This window comes from Janthinobacterium sp. PLB04 (assembly GCF_021165895.1).
GTDB classification, from domain to species: Bacteria; Pseudomonadota; Gammaproteobacteria; order Burkholderiales; family Burkholderiaceae_D; genus Janthinobacterium; species Janthinobacterium lividum.
The window spans coordinates 4,903,935-4,918,870 of sequence record NZ_CP088968.1 but is presented as its reverse complement, the minus strand read 5'-3'; the positions used below and the strand labels follow the sequence as shown (position 1 = coordinate 4,918,870).

Genomic DNA, 14,936 nt, shown 5'->3' with positions numbered 1-14,936 from the left:
GTTTCCAGCCTTAAGCTGATGACTTCAAGAAAAATAAATTTCTTGAATAAAATAAAAGGGATATTGGATTATGCGTAAGTTGACTGCTTTGGCTGGTGTAGCTGCACTGATTCTGGTTGCGCCTATGGCGCACGCTAACTTGTTGAGCAACGGCGGCTTCGAATCGAGCACGTTTAGCGGCCCGTTCGCTCAGATAAACAGCGGCGGGCGTCTGGGTGCCTGGAACGTGGACAGTGGCAGCGTCGACATCGTCAATCAATACTGGAAGCATGCGGAGGGCAATTACAGCCTGGATTTGAACGGCAATTCTGGCGGACGTATTTCGCAGTCTTTCGGCACCGTGATCGGACAGCAGTACAACGTCAGTTTCAGCCTGGCCGGCAATGCCGAAGGCGGAGGCAGCCTCAAGCTGGTGGATGTGGGCGTGACGGGCGTGCACAGCTTCACGTTTGACAGCACGGGCCGGTCTCCTTCCAACATGGGCTGGGTAAACGAAGGGTTCAGTTTTATTGCCACCGCGGCCAACAGCACCTTGTACTTTCAAGGGAATAACAAGAACAGCGTGTGGGGTGCGGCACTCGACAACGTATCGGTCACGGCCGTGCCAGAACCATCGACCTATGCCATGCTGGCTGCCGGCCTGGGTCTGATGGGTTTCATGGCACGCCGCCGTCGCACGCAACGCGGTTAAGGAGCTTTTCCAGGCTGAGGCGCTGCCGCTCAACGCAGTGCAACAGTCGCCACGCAAAAAGCCCGGTCCTTCACCGGGCTTTTTTGCCTTTCACCGCGAGCGCCGATGGCACGCTGATGCAGCTTCAATTTCCTATGCGCAGCGCTTCCAGTGCCTGATAGTCTGCTTGTATCTGCTCCGCCGTGGCCGGCGGACTGCTTGCCGCATGCGGCGCATCGCCCTGGAATACCGTGCCATATTTCGCATGCACGCCGCCGCGTTCGCGCATCGCTTGCAGCTGTCCGGCGGTGGGGGCGATGCGAAAGCGGGGCAGCAAGTCGTCCAGTACCATGCCAGGCAATTGATTGTAGTTAATGAGCTGCAATTGGCCCGCGGCGGCGTGCGGCTGAGCGGCCTTAAACAGGCTGGACAGCACCACGCCCGCATAGCCATCATGGTCGCCCGGGGCTAGCTGGTGTGCGGGTAGCGGCAGCAGGGCCGGGTGCAGCATGCCGGGGATCATCTGCGGCCCCCGCTGGCGCTGGTGCGAGGCAAGCACGGCTTGCGGTTCGCGGTACAGGAACAGGCAGGGCGTATCGGGAAACGCCTGGCGCAGCAAGGCCAGGTTGTGGATGTGCCAGCAATCGAACTTGATGAAGAAATGCGTCTCCTCGCCCGTGCGGCGCTGGCCCAGTGCCAGGATGGCCTGGCGCAGCAGGGCGATGCTGTCGCCGCCCGTCATGCCATCGTGATGCAGGCGCAGCAGCGAGTCGATGACGGTTGGCTCGGACAGCACCACGCATTGCGGCAAGGTCGCCAGCAATTGCGTCAGCAGGGTCGAACCGCAGCGCGAGACGTGGAAGATGAAGGCATCGGGCGCCAGGCAGTCGCCTAGCGTGGCCAGCGCCGCCAGCGGCGTGTGGCAGATGCGGCGCTCATCCCAGGGCTGGCGCGCCAGGGTGTTGACAAAGAATGGTTCGCTGAACGGCTGCTGCCCCAGGTCGCGCCAGCAGAGGGATACCTCGCCCGTCTGCGCGTCGTGCCGCGCAAAGAGTGGATACCAGCGGCGCATGTCCATGCCCGTATGCCAGGGAACAACAGTACCCCTGGCCAGCAAGCCTTCCTGCTGGGTCAGGCCATGTCGGGCGCTCATGCCGCGTTCCCGGCGCCGTCGGCCAATGCCGCCAATTCCCTGGCCAGTGCCAGGCTGGCAGGCGAGGGCGACAATCGCAGCTGGGCGATGACGGCCCGCACATTGCCATCGTGGATGCCGGGGTCGCCATACTTGTGGGCCGCTTTCGGCACGAATCCCGCCGAGGCGAACAGCGCTTCGAGCCAGGCATTGGTGACGCAGTCGAGCACGAGGTGGATGCGCGGCGTCATGCCCCGGTTGTGCACCGCATGCAGGCAGCTGGCGTCCATGTACCAGGCGTGCCCAGCCGTGAAGTGGACAGTTTCGCCATCGATGGTAAACAGCACCTGCGGCGAAGTGTGGATGGGGATGTGGATGCGGATCAGGCCATCGGCCAGCGACGTGCCGGCGTCGCGGTGCGCGCGGATGATGGCGCCCGGCGCCAGCGCCATCAGGCGCGCGGCGCGGATCTCGCATGCGAAGCTGGCGAGCACTTCGCGCAGGCGGGGGCAGCGCGCCAGTTGCGGCGTGCCTGCGTAGGCGGCGCCGTCGACGGGCATGATGTTGTCGGCTGCACCGCCGGGCGAGCGCAGCGGCACGCAGCTCCAGCCCTGGTCGTAGGCGCCCGTATTGAAATGGCTGATCCACTCGTCCGCGGCGAACTGGTCGCTGTCGCCCTGCATGCGCACCACGTCGAAGTGCAGCGGCAGCTGCAGCCAGCTGCTGGGGATATGCTGTGCCGGCACTATGGCGCGCTCCATTCCAATTGCTCCTGCACCTCGTTTTCCCCGCGCCCGCGAAAGCCCAGCCGCTGGTACAGGGCGCGCGCGGCGGCGTTGCTTTTGTTGACGGCAAGGTGGATCTGCCATTGCTCCGCGCCCGCTTGCGCCTGCAGGCCGCGCAGCACGGCGCTGCCGGCGCCCTGGCCTTGCGCGGCGGGCAGGATGGCGATGTCGACCAGGTGCAGCACCTGATCCTGGCGGTCCAGGATCAGGCGGCCGATGGGGGTATCGCCGTGCTGCAGCACCAGGTACACGGCGTGCGGATACGCCTGGCGGTAGCCGTGGCTTTGCATGCGCTGCTGCATGGCGATCAGCTGTTCGATGACGGCGGGCGCGGCCGGCATCTGGCGCAAGTCGCCGCGTGTGGAACTGTACAGCGCGGCGGCAAAGCCATCGTCGTCGTCGCGCTGGACGCGCAACTGGTAGGGGGCGGGCAGGCTGGCGAGGACGAGGGTGAGGTCGGAAAGCGGCAAGGCGTGCATCGATGCTCCGGTAGGTGTTTGCGGCTGGAGATAAATTAACAGGCGTACAGTTATTTGCTATGCTGCCAATTTTTCCGCGTACTTGCAATCATTTCAAGGAAGCCGCCATGCATTCTGTCTTTATCCCGCCTTGCCAGTGGAGTCTCGCATGAATCCGGCACGCGCGGAACTGGCCGCCATCGCGGCTGCGCTGTGCGATCCGCAGCGCTCGCTGGCAAGCCTGGTCGGCGAAACGGTGCAGCTGCGCCAGCTCGTCGAACGCCATTCGCGCCTGCCCATGGACCGGCAGGACGGTTTGCGCGACGGCGAAAGCTTTCTTCCCAGCGGCTGGGCCATCTCGCCCGTGCAGGCGGGCCTGTGTGCGCGCGAGCCGTACCGCAGCGCCGCCTTCATCCAGGGCCTGGCGCTGGCCGTGCGCGAGCGGCTGGGGGTGAGCGGTGGCCGGCCCGTGCGCGTGCTGTATGCGGGCTGCGGCCCGTTCGCCTTGCTGGCCCTGCCGGTGATGGCCGTGCTGGATGCGGACTTGGTGCAGTTTGCCATCCTCGACGTGCATGCCGAGACCCTGGCCTATGCGCGCGAACTGATTGCAAGCCTGGGCCTGGATAGCCATGTCACGGCATACATTTGCGCCGACGCGGCCGCCTACCGCATTGCTGGCGGCGCCATGCCGGATGTGATCGTCAGCGAAACCATGAATACGGCGCTGGGCAAGGAGCCGCAGGTGGCCATCCTGCGCAATCTGCACGCGCAAGCGCCTGCGGCGGCGCTGCTGCCGGCATCCGTCACCGTGCACCTGGGCCTGGACCGGCGCGCGCCTGGCGAGCCGTGCACCGACTGGGGCCGCGTGTTTGCCCTCGATGGTGACGCCTTGTGCGCCTGGCAGGGCAGGCAGGACGAGCAGGGCGATAGCTTGCCGGCCGCCAGCATCCGCCTGCCCGACGTGCTGGAGCAGGCGCCGCGCCTGCTGACGCGCATCCGCGTGCATGGCGACATCGTCCTGGGCGACCATGACTGCAGCCTGAACCTGCCCCTGGCCCTGCCGGGCAAGCCGGCCCTGGCTGGCGGCAGCGTGCTCGACTTCCATTACCGCCTGGGCGGCCAGCCGGGACTGGCGTTTAGCGTGCGCGACACGCCTGAATCCATCCAGGAATTGCACCAGCCAGTATCTCAGTCGTAATACTACATTGGCAGACAATTTACTTCTGTAGGATAATATGGAACCGGTTCCATATATGCGCAAATGCAATGTAGCGCAATCATCGAAGTCAATAAAACAACAAGTCTTGCGGGAGTCTCATGAACCATCCAGGCAGCGAACCATCTGCAACATCCGTTTCATCCCTTCCCCGCATCAGCCGCCGCCACGCCCTGATCGGCCTGGCCGCCTTGCTGGCGCAGGCAGGTTTCTGGAGCAATCCCCTGTCCGCCGCCATGCAGGCGCCGGCCAGCACTCCGGCACCCGGCCTGGTGCCCGTCACCATGCTGTTCTACACCTTGTCGCAAACGATCACGGGCCACCGCGATTTGTCCGCCGACACGGCGGCGCGCATCGAGCAAGCCATGCGCACGAACGTGCCCGGATTCGCCAGCCGCTTGCCGCAGCTGGGCGCGCTGCTCGTCACTGGCCAGGAAGCGAAAGCCCTGCTGGCGGCCGCCAGCGCCGCGGACACCGGCCTGCGCGAACTGGCGCTGGCCATCGTTGCCGCCTGGTACACGGGCACTGTCGCCGGCAACGCGGCGCAGGGCACGAAGTCCATCGTCGTCGCGTATGCGGAAGCGTTGATGTACCGCACGGTGGCCGATGGCCAGGTCGTGCCGACCTATTGCAATTACGGCCCCCTGTGGTGGCTGAAGGCGCCGCCCGCCGTGCGCGTCTCCGCGCCCGTGGCGCCAAAACCCGTACCGGCCCCGGCCACCACCGGCACTCCCGAACCGAAAGGCAAGCAAGCAAAATGAAATCACCCCAATTCAAGAGTAATGGCGACGTCGTCGCCGATGTCGTCATCGTCGGTACTGGCGTCGTCGGCGCCATGATGGCCGACCAGCTGGCCGCGCAGGGCCATTCCGTGATCATGCTGGAAGCGGGCCTGCGCATCGAGCGTGGCCAAGCCGTGGAAAACTGGCGCAACATGCCGTTCGAGAACCGCGTCGGCTCCGACTTCCAGGGGCTGTATCCGCAGGCGGACAACGCGCCCGCGCCGCTGTATTTCCCGAAGAATAACTACGTGGAATTGTCCGGCCCCAGCGGCAGCAGTTTCCAGCAGGGCTATCTGCGCACGGTGGGCGGCACGACCTGGCACTGGGCCGCGTCGTGCTGGCGCCATCTGCCGTCCGACATGCGCATGAAAAGCGATTACGGGGTGGGGCGCGACTGGGCCATTTCCTACGATGAGCTGGAACCGTACTATTGCCGCGCCGAACAGGAAATGGGCGTGGCCGGCCCCAACGATCCCGCCCTGCAATCGCCCAGCGAACGCAGCGCGCCGTACCCGATGGACATGGTGCCCTGGGGCTATGGCGACAAGCGCTTCGCCGAAGTGGTCAACCCGCACGGCTACCGCTCCGTGCCGATCCCGCAAGGCCGTTCGACGCGCCCATGGCAGGGCCGCCCGACGTGCTGCGGCAATAACAATTGCCAGCCGATCTGCCCCATCGGCGCCATGTACAACGGCATCCATCACGTGGAGCGGGCCGAGCTGAAGGGCGCGGGCGTGCTGGCCGAGGCCGTCGTCTACCGCATCGACACGGACCAGAACAACCGCGTGACGGCCGTGCACTGGTATGACGCGAAGAAACAGTCGCATATGGCGACGGGCAAGGCTTTCGTGATTGCCTGCAACGGCATTGAAACACCGCGTTTGCTGCTGCTGGCGGCCAACCAGAACAATCCGAACGGCATCGCCAACAGTTCTGATCAAGTCGGCCGCAACATGATGGACCACTCGGGTTTCCACTGTACTTTCCTCGCCAATGAACCGATCTGGACGGGCCGTGGTCCTGCGCAGAGCAGCTGCCTGGTGGGCCCGCGCGACGGCGCCTTCCGCGCGCAGTATTCGGCCAACAAGATGATCCTGAACAATATCACCCGCGTCGGACCCGCTACCCAGCAGTCGTTGAAGCTGGGCCTGGTGGGCAAGGACCTCGACGATGAAATCCGCCGCCGCGCCGCGTTTGGCGTGGACTTGTCGATCAGCCTGGAACCGCTGCCTGAAGCGCATAACCGTTTGACCCTGAGCAAGACGCGCAAGGACCCGCTGGGCCTGGCCTGTCCCGACATTTACTATGACGTGGGCGATTACGTGCGCGCTGGCGCGAAGGCCGCGCATGCGCAGCTCGAGCACATCGGCAAGCTGTTCGGCGCCGTGGAATTCCATATCACCGACAGCCTGAACGCGAACAACCACATCATGGGCGGCGTCATCATGGGCAGTAACCGTCTTGACTCCGTGGTCGACGGCAATTGCCGCGCGCACGACCATGCCAATTTGTGGTTGCCGGGCGGCGGCGCCATGCCGTCGGCCAGCGTGGTCAACACCACCCTCAGCATGGCCGCGCTCGGCTTGCGCGCGGCCGACGACATCGCCCGCACCCTGGCAAGGGAGGCAGCATGATGCGCCGTTTATTACTGAGCCTGGCGCTGGCGGCCGGCTTGCCGCTGGCCGCCCACGCTGTGCCACCGGCACCGCCTGTCACCCTGACGCCGGACCGCCCGGCCGCGCCTGCCGCCGCCAGTCCCGATGCGCGCCTGGAACGGGGCCGCTACCTGGCCATCGCGGCCGATTGCATGGCTTGCCATACGGCAGCGGGCGGCAAGCCGTATGCGGGTGGCTACGCCATCGATTCGCCGCTGGGCACGATTTACGCGACGAACATCACGCCGTCGAAACAAGGCGGCATCGGCCACTACACGGAAGCCGACTTTGCGCGCGCGCTGCGGGAAGGCGTGCGCGCCGACGGCAGCCATCTGTATCCGGCCATGCCCTACACCAGCTATGCGCAGCTGACGGATGCGGACGTGGGCGACCTGTATTACTACTTCATGCAGGCCGTCAAGCCCGTCGACGAGCCGGCGCGCCAGACGGCCCTGCCATTCCCGTTCAATGTGCGCCTGTCGATGCTGGGCTGGAATACCTTGTTCCTCGACAATAAACGCTTCGTGCCGGACCCGGCGAAGAGCGCGCAGATCAACCGCGGCGCCTACCTGGCCGAAGGCCTGGCGCACTGCAGCGCCTGCCACACGCCGCGCAACGCGCTGATGGCGGAAATCGGCAGCCAGACCCTGGCCGGCGCTTCGCTTGGTTCCTGGCATGCGCCGAACATCACGTCCGACAAGGTCAGCGGCATCGGCGCGTGGACGGATGCTGAACTCACGGCCTACCTGAAGACGGGCCACGTGGAAGGCAAGGGACAGGCGGCGGGCGGCATGGCCGAAGCCATCCAGAACAGCCTGCAATTTTTGCGCGACGACGACGTGGCCGCCATCGTGGCCTGGCTGCGCACGGTGCCGCCCGTGCGCGCGCCGGGGCAAACGAAAGCTGCCTTCAGCCATGGCAGCGCCGCCAGCGAAGAGCCGCTGCTGCGCGGCATGGCCGGGTCCACCGAGCACCATTCGCTCAACAGTGGCGCCGTGCTGTTTTCCGGCTACTGCGCCAGTTGCCATTCGGCCAGCGGCGCCGGCAGCACGGGCCAGGCGTATCCCGCCCTGTTCCACAACACGGCGACGGGCGGCAACACGCCGGCCAATCTGGTCTCGGCCATGTTGTTCGGCGTCGAGCGCAAGATCGAAGGGGAAGAACACGAAGCGTTCATGCCCCGTTTCGACCAGCGTTCCTACGTGCAGCCATTGACGGACGAGCAGATCGCCTCGATCGCCAATTACGTATTGAAACAGTACGGCAACCCGGATGTATCCGTCACGCCGGCCTACGTGGCGCAGGCGCGCAGCGGCGGCGAGAAGCCCGTGCTGGCGCGTGCACAGCCGTTCATGCTACCGGGCGGCATCGTGGGAATCTTGCTGCTGATCGCGCTGTTCGTTTGGCTGCGCCGGCGCCGCCAGCGCAAGGGATAAGGGTAGAAGCGACGCCGCAGCGGCGGCGAATATGAACGTTGGGCGCAACTTGCAGTAAAATGCAGGCTGAAAAATGGTTACGAGCAATCGTAGCCATTTTTTATTCTGGCCTGATCCTGGCGATTGTTTTCGTCTTATTTGAAAATTGACAATGTCCCATTCCCTGCATCACCAATTTTTACGTTTCGCCGCCGTCGGCGCTTCCGGCACGGCTGTGCAATACAGCGTGCTGTGGGGCGGCGTGGAATGGGCCGGCATCAGCGCCGCCGCCGCGTCCGGCATCGGCTACATCCTCGGTTCCGTCGTCAACTACCTCCTCAATTACTTTTTCACGTTTAAAAGCGACAAGGGCCACGGCGAGGCGGCTTCCAAGTATTTCACCCTGCTGGGCATCGGCTGGTGCATCAATACGGGCCTGATGTGGCTGCTGGTACACCAGCTGGGCTGGTATTACTGGCTGGCGCAGGTGCTGGCGACGGGCATCGGGCTGGTCTGGAATTTCGCGGGCAGCCGCTGGTGGGCCTTCAAGCCGGCCGGCGCAGCGGGAAAGTAGTCACTTCGTCATAAAAAGAGGCGCACTGGCCACACGCAGGCGCCCGGTTTTACCAAAACAAGGGGTTAATCATGCAGTTCCTGGAACGCTATTTCAAACTGAAGGACAACGGGACCAATGTGCGCACGGAGCTGCTGGCCGGCCTGACCACGTTCCTGACGATGGCCTACATCATCTTCGTCAACCCGTCCATCCTCGGCGACGCGGGCATGCCGAAAGACTCCGTTTTCGTCGCCACCTGCCTGGCGGCCGCCATCGGCACCCTGATCATGGGCCTGTATGCGAACTACCCGATCGCGCTGGCGCCGGGCATGGGCCTGAATGCGTACTTCTCGTACACGGTGGTCAAGGGCATGGGCATGAGCTGGGAAGTGGCGCTGGGCGCCGTCTTCATTTCCGGCTGCCTGTTTATCCTCGTCAGCCTGTTCAAGGTGCGCGAAATGATCATCAACAGCATCCCGCCCGCGTTGCGCACGGCCATCACTGTCGGTATCGGCCTGTTCCTGGCCATCATTTCCCTGAAAAGCGCGGGCGTGGTGGTGTCGAACCCGGCCACCATCATCGCCCTGGGCGACTTGCACCAGGCGGCGCCCATCCTGGCCATCCTCGGTTTCTTCATCATCGTCGCGCTGGACCGCCTGAAAGTGCCGGGCGCCATCCTGATCGGCATTCTCACCATCACCGTCGCCAGCTTCTTCTTTGGCGGCAACCAGTTCAACGGCATCGTTTCGACGCCGCCCGCCATCGAGCCGACCCTGTTCAAGCTCGACATCATGGGCGCGCTGTCGATCGGCATCGTCAACGTGGTGCTGGTGTTTTTCCTGGTGGAATTGTTTGATGCGACGGGCACCCTGATGGGCGTGGCCAACCGCGCCGGCTTGTTGAAAGACGGCAAGATGGAACGCATGAACAAGGCCTTGCTGGCCGACAGCACGGCGATTGCCGCCGGCGCCTGCCTGGGTACGTCGAGCACGACGGCCTTCGTGGAAAGCGCGGCCGGCGTGCAAGCGGGCGGACGCACGGGCTTGACGGCCGTCGCCGTCGCGCTGCTATTCCTGGGCAGCCTGTTCTTCGCCCCGCTGGCGCACACGGTGCCGCCGTACGCGACGGCGCCCGCGCTGCTGTACGTGGCCTGCCTGATGCTGCGCGAACTGACCTTCATCGACTGGGATGACAGCACGGAAAGCATTCCTGCCGCCATTACGGCGCTGATGATGCCGTTTACCTATTCCGTGGCCAGCGGCGTGGCGTTCGGCTTCATCACCTATGCGGTATTGAAACTGTTGACGGGCAAGGGCAAGCAAGTGTCCGTAGTGGCTTACATCATCGCCGCCATCTTCCTGTTCAAGTTCATCTACCTGGGCGAATAGCGGGGAGGGCAGGGCCGGAGCCGCGCGTCCGGTACTGCTATCGAAAAAGCGGCAATCGCAAAAAGGCCGCCCGTGCATCCGCAGGGGCGGCCTTTTTTGATGACGGGGCCTACATCAGCAGCGCGGCCACCAGGTCTTTCCTGTCGTCGCTGGCGCTGCCGTCGAAGCGCAACGCCGCTTCCACATGCGCCAGGTGCTCGACCATCAGGCGCGCCGCCAGGTCGGCGTCGCCGCTGCGCGCCGCGTCGAGAAAGCGGCCGTGTTCGTCGCACGAGCAGGCCGCGTCGTGGCCGGACTGGTACAGCATGGTGATGAGCGAGCTGCGGCCCACGAGTTCGCGCACGATGTCGCGCAGCACGGCGTTGCCGGCGATATCGGCCAGCAATACGTGGAAGTCGCCCAGCAGTTGCGAGCGCAGCGGCGTGTCCCGTGCCAGCGCCTGGCGTTCCGCTTTCAGGTGCCGCTCCAGCATCCGGTAGTCGGCAGCTTTGGCCCGCGCGACGAATTCGCGCGCCAGGGCCGCCTCGATGATGCGCCGCGCGGCAAAGATGTCGCGTGCCTCCGCCTCCGTTGGCTGGCTGACGAAGGCGCCCTTGTCGGGCACCATGCGTATGAGTTTGTCTTTCGAGAGTATCAGCAGGGCGGCGCGGATCTTGGTGCGGCTGACGCCATACAGCCGGCACAACGCCTCCTCGCGCAGCCGCGTGCCCGGCGGCAATTGGCGCGCCACGATGGCGGCAGCCATATGCTCGGCAATTTCCGCCGAGCTGTCGCCGCTGCCGGGTTGGTCCACCAGGGTTGCGCTTGATTCTGTCATGTCGGATGAGAGCAGTAAGCCAGGGGCAAGGCGAACCTTGCAAGCGCATGTCCGCGTGGCGGCGTGGTTGACGCCCCGCTGCCGGCATGCGGTTGTGCGCCTTGCGTGTCGCTAAGGCCTGGCTATTCTACTATCTTGCGTGGCGCAGCGCAGACGGACCCTGCCATCCGGCGAGGCTGGCTCGCTGGCGGCCTGTTTTGCTGGCCATGCAGATTGAAACTGGACATGGGAAATTTTGACGTATATAATTCGGCCTCCTTTCCCTGATAGCTCAGTTGGTAGAGCGACGGACTGTTAATCCGCAGGTCCCTGGTTCGAGTCCAGGTCGGGGAGCCAGAACAAGCAGCAGCAAAGGGCCACGTGGCAACACGTGGCCCTTTTGTCATGCGCGCACGGTTTCCCGTTCGCGCTGGCCATTGCTTCAGTGCCTTGGCGACGTGCGCGATGCCGGCCCGCTGGTGGCGGGGGCGCGCGCAGTGTTTCCCGGATCAGGGATCCACAAACACGTCGAAACGCACCTTCAGCGGGCTGCCCCACGAGATATCCACCCAGGCCCGGAAACCGCCGTTATACGGTGCGATGTTGTACACGGCCATGCGGGCGGCGCCGATGAAACGGTCCTGGGGCGTCGCGGCATACTCGCTGATATTGAGCAATACGCGCGAATTGGCCTTCACGTTGGCATTGGCGAAGTTGACCGAAGGATGCACGCCATTGGCTGTCCACGTGTAATAGGTGGTGAAGGCGGCGGGGCTCAGGTTCAAGTCTTGTGCTGCCGCGCCTTTTGCACTCTTGCCTTCCTGTTCCATCGGCGCATCGGTTTCTTCCAGTGCCAGGTTGCTGCCGGTGCGGTGTTCTACTTTCATTTCCATGATGTACTCCTGATCGATAGTTTGGACGCCGCGCCTGTCGTCGTGCGGCAAGACGCCTTATCTGTTGCCGTGACGGCCAGTGTCACGTCCTGGCTGATAAGGTAGCCGTCTGCTCCATGCTGTTGGAGTAAGCCATTCTAGGCAAACGCGCGGGCAAAAAGCGCGCGGCGCCGCCGGAAAAACGGCGCTCACTTGTGCTGGCGCAAACACCTTGCAGGCAGGCGGGAATATCTTTTCCAGCAGGCTATTTTTACGGGGCGCCACGCATGCCGTGCAGGACAATGGCACAATAGGCCCAGCCGACCTGCCGATGCGAGCCTAGCCCATGCCGATACTGAACCTGAGCGCCGAAACCGATATCTATTACGAATTGATCGAAGGCGACCCCGCCAAGCCTTGCCTGGTATTCCTGCACGAGGGACTCGGTTGCTGTGCGATGTGGAAAGATTTTCCCGCGCAGCTATGCCAGGCGACGGGGTGCCGCGGCTTGCTGTATGACCGCCATGGCTATGGGCAGTCGTCGCCGCTGGCGGCGCGCCGCCAACTCCATTATTTGCACGACTACGCGCTGTGCGAGCTGCCGCAGGTGCTCGCCGCACTGCTGCCGGGACAGGACCATTTTCTCGTCGGCCACTCCGATGGCGGCAGCATTGCCCTGATCTATGCGGCGCAGCAGCCGCCGCGCTTGCGCGGCATCATCACCGAAGCGGCGCACGTGTTTGTCGAGGGCATCACGCTCGATGGCATACGCGTGGCGGATGCGGCGTTTGGCGCGGGCAAGCTGCGCGCGCTGGCGAAATACCATGGCGACAAGACGGAGACCATCTTCAAGGCCTGGTCGGATACCTGGCTCAGTTATGGTTTCCAGTTCTGGAACATCGAATACCTGCTGCCCTCCGTCGAATGTCCGGCGCTGGTGGTGCAGGGCAGCGAGGACCAGTACGGCAGCGCGGCCCAGGTCGACACGATCGTGGCGCAGGCGCTCAACGCCGTGCCCGCCATTGTCGAGCAGTGCGGCCATACGCCGCATCAGGAGCAGCCGCAGGCACTGCTGGCGCTGATGGAAGGCTTTTTGCAAGGCCGCATGGACGCGGCCACTCACCCGAGAACTGTATGATAGACCACCTGGATCACCTGGTATTGACCACCCGCGACAAGCCCGCCTGCATCGATTTCTATACGCGCGTGCTGGGCATGCAGCTGGAAACGTTTGGCGCCGGCCGCCATGCGTTCAAGTTTGGCGCGCAAAAAATCAACCTGCATGAGGCCGGCAAGGAATTCCTGCCCAAGGCGGACTTGCCCACGCCCGGCTCGCTGGACCTGTGCTTCATCGCCGCCGTGCCGCTGGACGCGTTCATCGCCCACCTGGCGGCGCTGGGGATTGCCATCGAGGAGGGACCGGTTGCCCGCACGGGCGCCAATTGGCCCATCCGCTCCGTGTATCTGCGCGACCCGGACCGCAACCTGATCGAAGTGTCCGAACGCGCCTGAGGTTCGTCAACCGCCGGCAACCCCCATCAATGGCAGGCGGGATCGCTGTCCCAGCGGCCCGAGCAGATGCGCGAGCGGCACAGCATGCCTTCGATCAGGCCCAACTGCTGACAGCGCCGCAACAGTTCCGCCGTTTCCTGTTCCCCCTCCCGCTGGCGCAGAACCACGTCGCGCAAGGGCACCGCCGTGCTTTCTTGCCGGTGCGCATGGGCCACCATCGCCGTCAGCAAGGTCACGTCGCTGTCGCCGGGCGCGGTCACCGGCCTCGGCCCTGGTGGACGGGCCGCCGCCTGGCGCACGGGCGGTAGCGTCTTGTGCGGCGCGCTTGCTGCCGTGGCGGATGCGGCAGGCAAGGGCAGTCCCGCCGTATTGACGATGGTGGCCGCCTGCGCCGCGTGCGGCGGCACCGTTGGCGCCGGCATTGCGGGCGGAGCCTCAGTCACGGCCGTGACGGGCGCCGGCGGCAGGGGCAGGACGTCCGTGTCATACGCGAGCACGGCCGTGATCAGCAGCGCCAGGCACAGCGCGCCAGCAGCCCAGTGCCGCCAGCCGGGGCGCCAGCGCAGTACAGGCCTGGCCACAGGCGCGGCGATACCGTGTTCGAGCTGCGACAGGATGCCCTTGCCTTCGATGCGCGCGCCAGCCGCGCCGGTCTTGCTCAACAGGTCAGGGCTGCGCGCCTGGCCATCCCCGTTTTTCAGTAAAGACAAAATATCACCTCCGCAGTGGAACAAACTCGACTGACCTTGATGTAAACCGCGCTCATGCGGACCGCGGACGCCTACGATCTAGCGATGCCGCCGAGCATGCTGCCCGGCCCCCGCTATTCCCGTCACGGAGCGCCCATGTTCGTCGCCCTGGTCTTGATGTATTTCCTGCTCGCCTGTCTTGCCTGCTGGCTGCTGCTGTTTCCCGGCGGCCGCGCCATCGTGCTGCACACGCTCGTCAACCTGGGCTGGCGCATGCAGCGGCGCGCGCAGCACCTGAAGGGCGGCAGCGGCGCGCAGTGGCAACGCGTGCAGCGGCAAACGGGCTCGGGCATGGCGCGCGCCTGGCAGCTGCTGTGGCTGCATCGTTGGCTGAGTCTGGCGGGCAGCGTGCTGGTCATCGTGCCGCCGCTGCTGGCCTGGCTGTCCAGCGACCGCATCGCCTTGCGCGGCTATGCTGACCAGCAACACGCGATCAATGACCAGGTCAGCGATTTGCTGAAGGGCGAGCAGCTGGTGCCGCCGCCAGCCTTGCCGCCGCTGCTGTTTTCCACGGCGGAAGTAACGCAGCTGCGCCCGCTGCTGGGCGGCGCCAGCCGCAACTGGCAATTGCTCGACCACGATTTCGCGCAGCGCCTGCTGCTGGTCTTCAAGATCATGAAAGACGTGCATGGCTACGACATGGTCTTGCTGGAAGGCTATCGCAGCCCTGCGCGCCAGGACCAATTGGCGGCGGCCGGCCCGAACGTGACGAACGCGAGGGCGTTTCAAAGCTATCACCAGTATGGCCTGGCGGCCGATTGCGCATTCATGCATGAAGGAAAGCTCATTATTTCTGAAAAAAATGCCTGGGCCATGCGCGGCTACCGTTTATATGGCGTGACGGCCGAATCGGTGGGCCTGCGCTGGGGCGGGCGTTGGACCATGATGGATTTTGGCCACACGGAATTGCCGCAACCGCGCGTGCTGGGCAAGTAAGCCGCGCCAGTCAT

The 14,936-nt window shown here is 64.6% G+C and carries 16 protein-coding genes and 1 tRNA gene; 11 read left to right on the top strand and 6 right to left on the bottom strand.

What is annotated here, in order from left to right; all coding sequences use genetic code 11:
• Positions 1-70: 70 nt before the first annotated feature.
• Positions 71-691: a choice-of-anchor C family PEP-CTERM protein gene (locus tag LSO07_RS21745; RefSeq protein ID WP_151097864.1), complete on the top strand. Its 621-nt coding sequence runs from the start codon at positions 71-73 to the stop codon at positions 689-691.
• A gap of 124 nt (positions 692-815) precedes the next feature.
• Here the strand turns inward: LSO07_RS21745 and LSO07_RS21740 are convergent, their stop codons facing one another.
• Genes LSO07_RS21740 through LSO07_RS21730 form a run of 3 tightly spaced genes read right to left on the bottom strand, consistent with a single transcriptional unit; the run spans position 816 to position 3,066 of the window.
• Positions 816-1,823, bottom strand: coding sequence for a sulfotransferase (locus LSO07_RS21740; protein ID WP_151096549.1), 1,008 nt, complete (start codon positions 1,821-1,823; stop codon positions 816-818).
• The gene (locus LSO07_RS21735; RefSeq protein ID WP_151096548.1) at positions 1,820-2,563 is read right to left on the bottom strand and encodes an aspartyl/asparaginyl beta-hydroxylase domain-containing protein; all 744 of its coding nucleotides are present in this window, start codon (positions 2,561-2,563) and stop codon (positions 1,820-1,822) included. The genes LSO07_RS21740 and LSO07_RS21735 overlap by 4 nt, the downstream gene beginning before the upstream one ends.
• Positions 2,548-3,066 (bottom strand): GNAT family N-acetyltransferase, encoded by a 519-nt coding sequence (locus LSO07_RS21730; protein WP_151096547.1) that lies wholly within the window; start codon positions 3,064-3,066, stop codon positions 2,548-2,550. The genes LSO07_RS21735 and LSO07_RS21730 overlap by 16 nt, the downstream gene beginning before the upstream one ends.
• Before the next feature lie 148 nt (positions 3,067-3,214).
• Between LSO07_RS21730 and LSO07_RS21725 the strand changes: the two genes are divergently transcribed.
• The 6 genes from LSO07_RS21725 to LSO07_RS21700 all read left to right on the top strand — a co-directional run bounded on the left by LSO07_RS21725 (position 3,215) and on the right by LSO07_RS21700 (position 10,057).
• Positions 3,215-4,243: a hypothetical protein gene (locus tag LSO07_RS21725; protein ID WP_151096546.1), complete on the top strand. Its 1,029-nt coding sequence runs from the start codon at positions 3,215-3,217 to the stop codon at positions 4,241-4,243.
• A gap of 119 nt (positions 4,244-4,362) precedes the next feature.
• Positions 4,363-5,022 (top strand): sugar dehydrogenase complex small subunit, encoded by a 660-nt coding sequence (locus tag LSO07_RS21720; protein WP_151096545.1) that lies wholly within the window; start codon positions 4,363-4,365, stop codon positions 5,020-5,022.
• Positions 5,019-6,677, top strand: a complete 1,659-nt coding sequence (locus LSO07_RS21715) for a GMC family oxidoreductase (RefSeq protein ID WP_151096544.1) — start codon at positions 5,019-5,021, stop codon at positions 6,675-6,677. Before LSO07_RS21720 ends, LSO07_RS21715 begins: the two co-directional genes overlap by 4 nt.
• Entirely contained in the window at positions 6,674-8,134 is a 1,461-nt protein-coding gene (locus LSO07_RS21710) for a c-type cytochrome (protein WP_225317380.1), read from the top strand. Before LSO07_RS21715 ends, LSO07_RS21710 begins: the two co-directional genes overlap by 4 nt.
• Positions 8,135-8,285: 151 nt before the next feature.
• Positions 8,286-8,687: a GtrA family protein gene (locus LSO07_RS21705; RefSeq protein WP_034788967.1), complete on the top strand. Its 402-nt coding sequence runs from the start codon at positions 8,286-8,288 to the stop codon at positions 8,685-8,687.
• Between the two features lie 71 nt (positions 8,688-8,758).
• Positions 8,759-10,057, top strand: a complete 1,299-nt coding sequence (locus tag LSO07_RS21700; RefSeq protein WP_092606241.1) for an NCS2 family permease — start codon at positions 8,759-8,761, stop codon at positions 10,055-10,057.
• 109 nt (positions 10,058-10,166) lie between these two features.
• Here the strand turns inward: LSO07_RS21700 and LSO07_RS21695 are convergent, their stop codons facing one another.
• Positions 10,167-10,874: a GntR family transcriptional regulator gene (locus LSO07_RS21695; RefSeq protein ID WP_151096543.1), complete on the bottom strand. Its 708-nt coding sequence runs from the start codon at positions 10,872-10,874 to the stop codon at positions 10,167-10,169.
• A 260-nt stretch (positions 10,875-11,134) separates the two neighbouring features.
• On the opposite strand from LSO07_RS21695, the gene LSO07_RS21690 reads away from it, so the two are divergent.
• A tRNA-Asn gene (locus tag LSO07_RS21690) sits at positions 11,135-11,210 on the top strand.
• Between the two features lie 152 nt (positions 11,211-11,362).
• Here the strand turns inward: LSO07_RS21690 and LSO07_RS21685 are convergent.
• Positions 11,363-11,746 (bottom strand): hypothetical protein, encoded by a 384-nt coding sequence (locus LSO07_RS21685; RefSeq protein ID WP_225317379.1) that lies wholly within the window; start codon positions 11,744-11,746, stop codon positions 11,363-11,365.
• Positions 11,747-12,071: 325 nt separating this feature from the next.
• On the opposite strand from LSO07_RS21685, the gene LSO07_RS21680 reads away from it, so the two are divergent.
• Positions 12,072-12,863 carry an alpha/beta fold hydrolase gene (locus tag LSO07_RS21680; RefSeq protein WP_070255744.1) on the top strand — a complete coding sequence of 264 codons (792 nt, stop codon included), beginning with the start codon at positions 12,072-12,074 and terminating at the stop codon, positions 12,861-12,863.
• Entirely contained in the window at positions 12,860-13,237 is a 378-nt protein-coding gene (locus LSO07_RS21675) for a VOC family protein (protein ID WP_092606235.1), read from the top strand. The genes LSO07_RS21680 and LSO07_RS21675 overlap by 4 nt, the downstream gene beginning before the upstream one ends.
• Before the next feature lie 26 nt (positions 13,238-13,263).
• Here LSO07_RS21675 and LSO07_RS21670 read toward each other — a convergent pair whose 3' ends face one another.
• Entirely contained in the window at positions 13,264-13,947 is a 684-nt protein-coding gene (locus LSO07_RS21670) for a hypothetical protein (protein ID WP_151096542.1), read from the bottom strand.
• A 135-nt stretch (positions 13,948-14,082) separates the two neighbouring features.
• Here LSO07_RS21670 and LSO07_RS21665 point away from each other — a divergent pair, with 135 nt between their 5' ends.
• Positions 14,083-14,922, top strand: coding sequence for a M15 family metallopeptidase (locus tag LSO07_RS21665; RefSeq protein WP_070282118.1), 840 nt, complete (start codon positions 14,083-14,085; stop codon positions 14,920-14,922).
• The last annotated feature ends 14 nt before the right edge of the window (positions 14,923-14,936 follow it).

What these genes read in the sequence shown, in the direction of transcription:
- LSO07_RS21745 (WP_151097864.1), top strand. Translation starts at nt 71, where the DNA reads ATGCGTAAGTTGACTGCTTTGGCTGGTGTAGCTGCACTGATTCTGGTT.
- LSO07_RS21740 (WP_151096549.1), bottom strand. Translation starts at nt 1,823, where the DNA reads ATGAGCGCCCGACATGGCCTGACCCAGCAGGAAGGCTTGCTGGCCAGG.
- LSO07_RS21735 (WP_151096548.1), bottom strand. Translation starts at nt 2,563, where the DNA reads ATGGAGCGCGCCATAGTGCCGGCACAGCATATCCCCAGCAGCTGGCTG.
- LSO07_RS21730 (WP_151096547.1), bottom strand. Translation starts at nt 3,066, where the DNA reads ATGCACGCCTTGCCGCTTTCCGACCTCACCCTCGTCCTCGCCAGCCTG.
- LSO07_RS21725 (WP_151096546.1), top strand. Translation starts at nt 3,215, where the DNA reads ATGAATCCGGCACGCGCGGAACTGGCCGCCATCGCGGCTGCGCTGTGC.
- LSO07_RS21720 (WP_151096545.1), top strand. Translation starts at nt 4,363, where the DNA reads ATGAACCATCCAGGCAGCGAACCATCTGCAACATCCGTTTCATCCCTT.
- LSO07_RS21715 (WP_151096544.1), top strand. Translation starts at nt 5,019, where the DNA reads ATGAAATCACCCCAATTCAAGAGTAATGGCGACGTCGTCGCCGATGTC.
- LSO07_RS21710 (WP_225317380.1), top strand. Translation starts at nt 6,674, where the DNA reads ATGATGCGCCGTTTATTACTGAGCCTGGCGCTGGCGGCCGGCTTGCCG.
- LSO07_RS21705 (WP_034788967.1), top strand. Translation starts at nt 8,286, where the DNA reads ATGTCCCATTCCCTGCATCACCAATTTTTACGTTTCGCCGCCGTCGGC.
- LSO07_RS21700 (WP_092606241.1), top strand. Translation starts at nt 8,759, where the DNA reads ATGCAGTTCCTGGAACGCTATTTCAAACTGAAGGACAACGGGACCAAT.
- LSO07_RS21695 (WP_151096543.1), bottom strand. Translation starts at nt 10,874, where the DNA reads ATGACAGAATCAAGCGCAACCCTGGTGGACCAACCCGGCAGCGGCGAC.
- LSO07_RS21685 (WP_225317379.1), bottom strand. Translation starts at nt 11,746, where the DNA reads ATGGAAATGAAAGTAGAACACCGCACCGGCAGCAACCTGGCACTGGAA.
- LSO07_RS21680 (WP_070255744.1), top strand. Translation starts at nt 12,072, where the DNA reads ATGCCGATACTGAACCTGAGCGCCGAAACCGATATCTATTACGAATTG.
- LSO07_RS21675 (WP_092606235.1), top strand. Translation starts at nt 12,860, where the DNA reads ATGATAGACCACCTGGATCACCTGGTATTGACCACCCGCGACAAGCCC.
- LSO07_RS21665 (WP_070282118.1), top strand. Translation starts at nt 14,083, where the DNA reads ATGTTCGTCGCCCTGGTCTTGATGTATTTCCTGCTCGCCTGTCTTGCC.